Origin of the sequence: Dietzia sp. UBA5065, assembly GCA_002415925.1 — a bacterium.
Lineage (GTDB): Bacteria > Actinomycetota > Actinomycetes > Mycobacteriales > Mycobacteriaceae > Dietzia.
Window position 1 is genome coordinate 35,676 of sequence record DIAZ01000169.1, and the last position, 5,735, is coordinate 41,410.

A 5,735-nucleotide genomic window follows, 5' to 3' on the forward strand; every position below is an offset into this window, starting at 1 on the left:
CCGACGGGATCTGGTCGATGATCGGCCCCACGCAGCTGGCCTGGTTGATCGGCGCGTGCGTCGTGTTGCTCGCGGTGGTGCTGGGGCTGACCGAGCTGGTCTCGCGGGTCCTGGGCTTCGAGGAGCGCGACCGGCGGGTCGTGCAGTTCTGCGGCTCCAAGAAATCGCTGGCCACCGGACTGCCGATGGCGGCGGTCCTGTTCGCCGGCCAGCCGGTCGGGCTCCTGGTGCTCCCGCTCATGCTGTTCCACCAGATCCAGCTGATCGTGTGCGCGTGGCTGGCCGGGCGGTACGCACGAGCCGGGACCGGCGCCGGTGGCCGCGACTGAGGCGGGTCTCCCCCGCGGCCGCCGACCGTGACGCCGATCACAGTTTCACCCGAATCATCACGGTCTTATCCGCGGCCCCCTGCGAGGTCCCCGCAGCCCTGCGGCCCCGCCCATCTGCGCGTTCGCCGGGACCCACCCGAATGGCGCCATATCAGCAGGTCACAGGCCCGCCGCCCGGTCCGGGAAGTTAGCGATCAAAGCAATTGAAAGCATCCTGGGCATCGGCTTAGCGTTCTCCCCGCACGAGCTGAGACGGCTCGCGCCGACGAGCGATCGGGGGTCGCTCGGTCGCAACCCGGACCCGGGAGGAGCGAACGTGACCGGTACCGCGACACTCACCGGACCCGGTCGCACGAGGATGACGGCCGTCGTCCTCGCCGGGCTCGCGCTGATCGGCTTCGGAGGCGGCGCCATCGCGGCGTGGCTCGGCGGAGTAGGGCCGGCGGGTGCCCGACTCGACGCCTCCGTCGAGCCCACGACCCACCAGGCCGGGCTGGCCGCCACCACGACGGCGATCCCGTCGATGGCCGCAGGGGCACCCGCCACCACCCGGTCGACATCCACCGCACCGACCTCCACCGCACCGGTCGCCGTCGCGACTCCGACGTCCCCCGGGAGGAGCAGATCCTCTTCCCCGACGTCGATTCCGCCCGCCGTCGCACCGGTCAGGGCCCCGGCCTCGAGGGTGCCGGCCGCACCGGCACCGGCACCGATCCCCGCGCCGGCGCCTGCGCCCCCGCCCGCTCCGGTGCCTGCACCGGTGCAGGCACCACCACCGGCAGCACCACCTGCAGCACCGGCACCGCCGGCGATCGTCATCCCGCTGCTGCCGGTGCAGCCGCCGCCAGTCGTCCAACCCAAGAACATCACCATCGGTTGACACCCGGATACCCAGAACAAAGGACCACGGACATGGACCCGATCACCCTTCTCATCGCACTCGGCGCGGCTCTCCTGCCGTTCCTCGGCCCCGCCGCGGCCCTCGGCGTCTCGCCTCTCGCGGCCGGAATCGGCGCCGCGGGCCTCGGCGCCGGAAGCGCGGTCTCCGCCATCGGCCTGGGAGGGGCGGCCGCGGCCAACCCCTTCACCGGGACCGCCATGCAGAGCGCCAGCGCGGACGGGTTCAACAACGCCGCCACCGCCGTCGCCGGTGCGGTGAACGGCCTCGGCATCCCCGGGGTCCACCTCACCGTCAACTGACTCTCCGCGCGTACCGCCGGACCCCGCTGCCGCCCGACTCCGGGTGGATCGCAGCGGGGTTCCGGTGCTTGACTAGCGCGATGACCAGCGTGACCTACCTGCAGCAGACCGATCCCTCCCAGCTGCGCCCGGCCCGCCCGCGGGACCTGACCATCTCCCGGGTCTTCCCCGCCGAGCCCGATCTCAACTCCCGGATGTACCGCGAGATCGGCGGCGACTGGAACTGGGTCGACCGCCTGGAATGGTCCGACGGCACCTGGGCCTCCTACTGCACCGACGCGTGCGTGAGCACCCTCCGCGCGACCCACCAGGGGGACCTCGCCGGGTTCGCCGAGCTCCGCATGAGCCCGTGTGGCGCCGACGCACCCCTCGGGTCAGACCACGGGGTCGACGTGGAGATCGTCTACTTCGGGCTCCTGCCCCGCTTCGCCGGCCGGGGCCTGGGCGGCTGGTTCCTCTCCGAGGTCGCCCGCATCGCCTGGAAGGCGCCGGGGTGCCGGCGGGTGTGGCTGCACACCTGCGACGACGACTCCCCCGCCGCGATCCCCAACTACCGCTCCCGCGGGTTCACCGAATACGCCCGCGCGGACACCGGCTGCACGGCCTGCACCGCCTGACCGACCGCGCCGCCGGACGTCACTGCGCGGCCAGCCGCGCCAGCGCCCGCCCGCTCATCCTCGAGACCAGCCTCTCCGAGACCGCGCCGAAGGCCTGCAGCTCGTCGTCGTCGAGCCCCTCGAACAACCACTCCGCCAGCGACACGCGCGCCGACACCACCTCGTCCACGATCCGGCGCGACTCCTCGGTGAGGTTGATCAACCGCACCCGCCGGTCATCCGGCGGCATGCTCCGGACCACGTGCCCGCTGGCCACGAGCCCGTCGACGAGCGCGGTGACCTGGCGCGGGGAGCAATCGAGGTAGGTGGCCAGCTCGACCTGTTTGCACTCGCCCTCCAGCCCCAACACGAACAGCAACTCCAGCCGCGGCACCGTGAGTCCGTAGTTGGCCGCGGCGCGCGCGATGGACCCCGACATCTGCTCGGACAGCATGAGAGCGCGGTCGAGAATCTCACTCGCGGATAGTGCCATGTGTATATAGTTACCACCATTCACCATTCTGGTCCCGCCGATCCCGGCGGGTGACGTCGCTCAGGAGACAACCGTGAACGTGACCATCCCGGCAGGATTCGACTTCACCGACCCGGACCTGTTCGAAAAGCGACTGCCGCACGACGAGTGGCGGCAGCTGCGCCGGTCCGAGCCGATCCGCCGCGTCGAGAAGCGCCGCGGCTCGGACGGCTTCGACGACGACCACTACTGGCTGGTCACCAAGCACGCCGACGTCAAGGAGATCTCGCGCGTGACGGGCGAGACCTTCTCGGCCGGCGAGAACACCATGATCCCGCGCTTCTCGGAGGGCACCGACCGATCGATCATCGAGGCCCAGCGCGAGATGCTGGTCAACGAGGACGGCGAGATCCACAAGAAGCACCGGCGGATCATCTCGCGCGGCTTCACGCCGCGCGGCGTGGCCGGCATGCGGGACGAGCTCGCCGATCGGGCACAGAGGATCGTCACCGAGGCGGCCGCCGCCAACTCCGACGAGTTCGTCACCGCGATCGCGTCCGAGCTGCCGCTACAGGCGATCGCCGAGCTGCTCGGCGTGCCGCAGGAGGATCGCCACAAGATCTTCGAGTGGTCCAACACCATGACCAGCTACGACGCACCGGGCGGAATGGACTCCGCGGCCATCGCGTCCATGCAACTCATCGACTACGCCAACAAGATGGCCGAGGCCCGGGCGGCCAACCCGCAGAACGACATCGTGACCAAGCTCGTCCAGGCCGACATCGACGGCGAGCACCTCTCCTCCGACGAGTTCGGCTGGTTCGTCACCCTGCTGGCGGTGGCCGGGAACGAGACCACCCGCAACGCCACCACGCACGGGATGGTGGCCATGCTCGAGCACCCGGAGCAGTGGGAGCTGTTCAAGAAGGAGCGGCCCGAGACCGCCTACGACGAGATCCTGCGGTGGGCCTCGCCGATCACCCAGTTCCAGCGCACCGCCATGGAGGACGTGGAGATCGGTGGCGTCACCATCCCCAAGGGCGACCGGGCGTTGCTCTGCTACGCGTCGGCGAACTTCGACGAGGACGTGTTTCAGGACCCGTTCACGTTCGACATCCTGCGCGATCCGAACCCGCACGTCACGTTCGGCGGGCAGGGGCCGCACTTCTGCATCGGCGCGAACCTCGCCAAGATGCAGCTCGAGCTGATCTTCAACGCCGTCGCCGACCACCTCCCCGACCTCACCTCGCTCGGCGACCCCAAGCGCCTGCGCTCCGGGTGGCTCAACGGGCTGGTGGAGTGGAAGGTCGACCTGGGGACCTGCCCCGTCGCCCGCTAGTCCGGCGGCCGCGGACTCTCAGGCGAGCCAGGCCCGCAGCAACATGTAGGTCGCGGTGCCCAGCACGATGCTCGCCGCGGCGCGTCGGCAGGCCAGGTGCACGGCCAGGGTGAGCGCGAGCGCGGCGAGCGCCGGCAGCCACGACTCCGGCGTGGTGGTGGTGGTGCCGCGGAGGGTGTAGACCACCAGGACCGCCATCACGCCGGCGGGCATCGTCCGGCCCAGGTAGCGCACGACCCGTGAGTCGCGGAGCCGGGTGAGCGCGACGAACGGGGCCGCCCGCAGGGCCACCGTGACCAGGAACATCACGCCGAGCCCCGCGAGGACGTATCCGGCCCCGGGCACGGGCGCGGTCACGCGGCGTCCCGCCCGCGGGGCGCCGCGACCGCGTAGCGGAGCATGAGCACCACCACGAACGCGCACAGGCCCACGACCAGCATCTGTCCCGGCGCCACCCACGCCGCCACCAGGCCGCAGACCAGCCCGATCACCGGCGCGGGCAGATCGCCGGAGGCGCGCCACGCGTCCACGGCGAGCACGGCGAACAGCGCGGTCAGCGCGAACTGCAGCCCGTCCAGGCCCTCGGGCAACGCGGCACCGAGCAGCGCCCCGACGATCCCGGGGACCACCCACAGCGCCTGGCAGGCGATCGAGATGGTCAGCGTCCGGGCGCCGGTCATGTCCCCGCGGCGCTTGGTCGCGGTGATCGCGTACGCCTCGTCGGTGAGCGCGTACACGGCGTAGAGCCGGCCGGCCCGGGAGCGGATCGAGTCGAGCGGGAAGCTCAGCCCGTAGAAGACGTGACGGAAGTTGACCAGGAACGCCGCGGCGGCGAGTGAGTACAGGGGGGTGACGGCGGTGAGCAGACCGATCGCGAGGAACTCCATGGACCCCGCGTAGATCACCACCGAGAACACCGGCGCCCACCACCAGTCGAACCCCGCCTGCGTGAGCAGGACCCCGAACGCCAGCCCGAGCGGCACCAACCCCAACCCGACGGTCGAGCAGTCGGCCAGACCCTTGCGGATCTCCGCGCTGGTGGAGGGGGTGTTCGACACGCCGGGCAGTCTAGCCAGCCTCGATGCGGCCTCACCCCCGCTGGCGGACGGGTCGCCAGGGCGACGGCCGATCAGGTGCGCCGCCGGTCCTCGGCCGGCACCAGCGGGATCGCGGCCGCCGCGGCCACGGCGGCGCCGGCGAAGACCGGCCAGTAGCCCACGCGCTCGATCGCCGCGGCGACCAGGGGGGTGGCCAGCGACATCGCGACGAACTGCGCGGTGTTCTGCACCCCCAGCGCCCGCCCGCTCCACCGCGGCCCCGCGTATTCGGCGACGGCGGTGAAGGCCAGGCCGTTGTCCGAGACCGAGAGGACCGTCGCGACCACCGCCAGCGTCACCGCGACGGCGCCGGGCGCCCCCAGCGCCTCGGCGGCCGCCAGCGCGGCGAGTCCGCCGGCCGCCGAGATCGCCACGCCGCGTATCGGTCTCATGCGCGATCCGACCCTGTCCGAGACCGCACCCATCACGATCCGGGCCGCCGCGCCCAGGATCTGGCTCACCGTGACCACCACGCCCGCCGACACCGCCGACCACCCGTGCCCGAGCACCAGCCACGCCAGCAGGAACGCCTGCAGCATCCCCTGCGGCAGCACCAGCAGCACCGACACCCCGTGAATGCGCTGCAGGTGGCGGGCGCCGCGGTAGGGCGAACCCTCCGCCGGGGCGTCGTCCGCCGCGCTGGTCGCGGTCGGCCGGGATCGGAGCGGCGAGGGCGGGGGAGCGGGCGGGTCGGTGACGACG

The 5,735-nt window shown here is 71.9% G+C and carries 8 protein-coding genes; 4 read left to right on the forward strand and 4 right to left on the reverse strand.

The features are described from left to right. The 3 genes from B4M60_RS13830 to B4M60_RS13840 all read left to right on the forward strand — a co-directional run. Positions 1-329: bile acid:sodium symporter (locus tag B4M60_RS13830; RefSeq protein ID WP_291085220.1), on the forward strand; the 329-nt coding region annotated here is incomplete at its 5' end. A gap of 912 nt (positions 330-1,241) precedes the next feature. After that, positions 1,242-1,529 carry a hypothetical protein gene (locus B4M60_RS13835; RefSeq protein WP_291085223.1) on the forward strand — a complete coding sequence of 96 codons (288 nt, stop codon included), beginning with the start codon at positions 1,242-1,244 and terminating at the stop codon, positions 1,527-1,529. A gap of 80 nt (positions 1,530-1,609) precedes the next feature. Then, on the forward strand, positions 1,610-2,146 hold the full coding sequence (locus tag B4M60_RS13840) for a GNAT family N-acetyltransferase (protein ID WP_291085226.1): 537 nt from the start codon (positions 1,610-1,612) through the stop codon (positions 2,144-2,146). Positions 2,147-2,165: 19 nt separating this feature from the next. On the opposite strand, the gene B4M60_RS13845 is transcribed toward B4M60_RS13840, so the two are convergent. Further along, positions 2,166-2,618, reverse strand: coding sequence for a MarR family winged helix-turn-helix transcriptional regulator (locus B4M60_RS13845; protein WP_291085229.1), 453 nt, complete (start codon positions 2,616-2,618; stop codon positions 2,166-2,168). Between the two features lie 73 nt (positions 2,619-2,691). On the opposite strand from B4M60_RS13845, the gene B4M60_RS13850 reads away from it, so the two are divergent. Continuing rightward, a complete protein-coding gene (locus tag B4M60_RS13850) occupies positions 2,692-3,936 on the forward strand; it encodes a cytochrome P450 (RefSeq protein ID WP_291085232.1) in 1,245 nt (414 codons plus the stop codon). A gap of 18 nt (positions 3,937-3,954) precedes the next feature. On the opposite strand, the gene B4M60_RS13855 is transcribed toward B4M60_RS13850, so the two are convergent. From B4M60_RS13855 to B4M60_RS13865, 3 genes are all read right to left on the reverse strand, one after another. After that, on the reverse strand, positions 3,955-4,293 hold the full coding sequence (locus B4M60_RS13855) for a branched-chain amino acid transporter permease (protein WP_291085235.1): 339 nt from the start codon (positions 4,291-4,293) through the stop codon (positions 3,955-3,957). Further along, positions 4,290-4,994, reverse strand: coding sequence for an AzlC family ABC transporter permease (locus B4M60_RS13860; protein WP_291085237.1), 705 nt, complete (start codon positions 4,992-4,994; stop codon positions 4,290-4,292). Before B4M60_RS13860 ends, B4M60_RS13855 begins: the two co-directional genes overlap by 4 nt. A gap of 71 nt (positions 4,995-5,065) precedes the next feature. Further along, positions 5,066-5,735: MFS transporter (locus B4M60_RS13865; RefSeq protein WP_291085239.1), on the reverse strand; the 670-nt coding region annotated here is incomplete at its 5' end.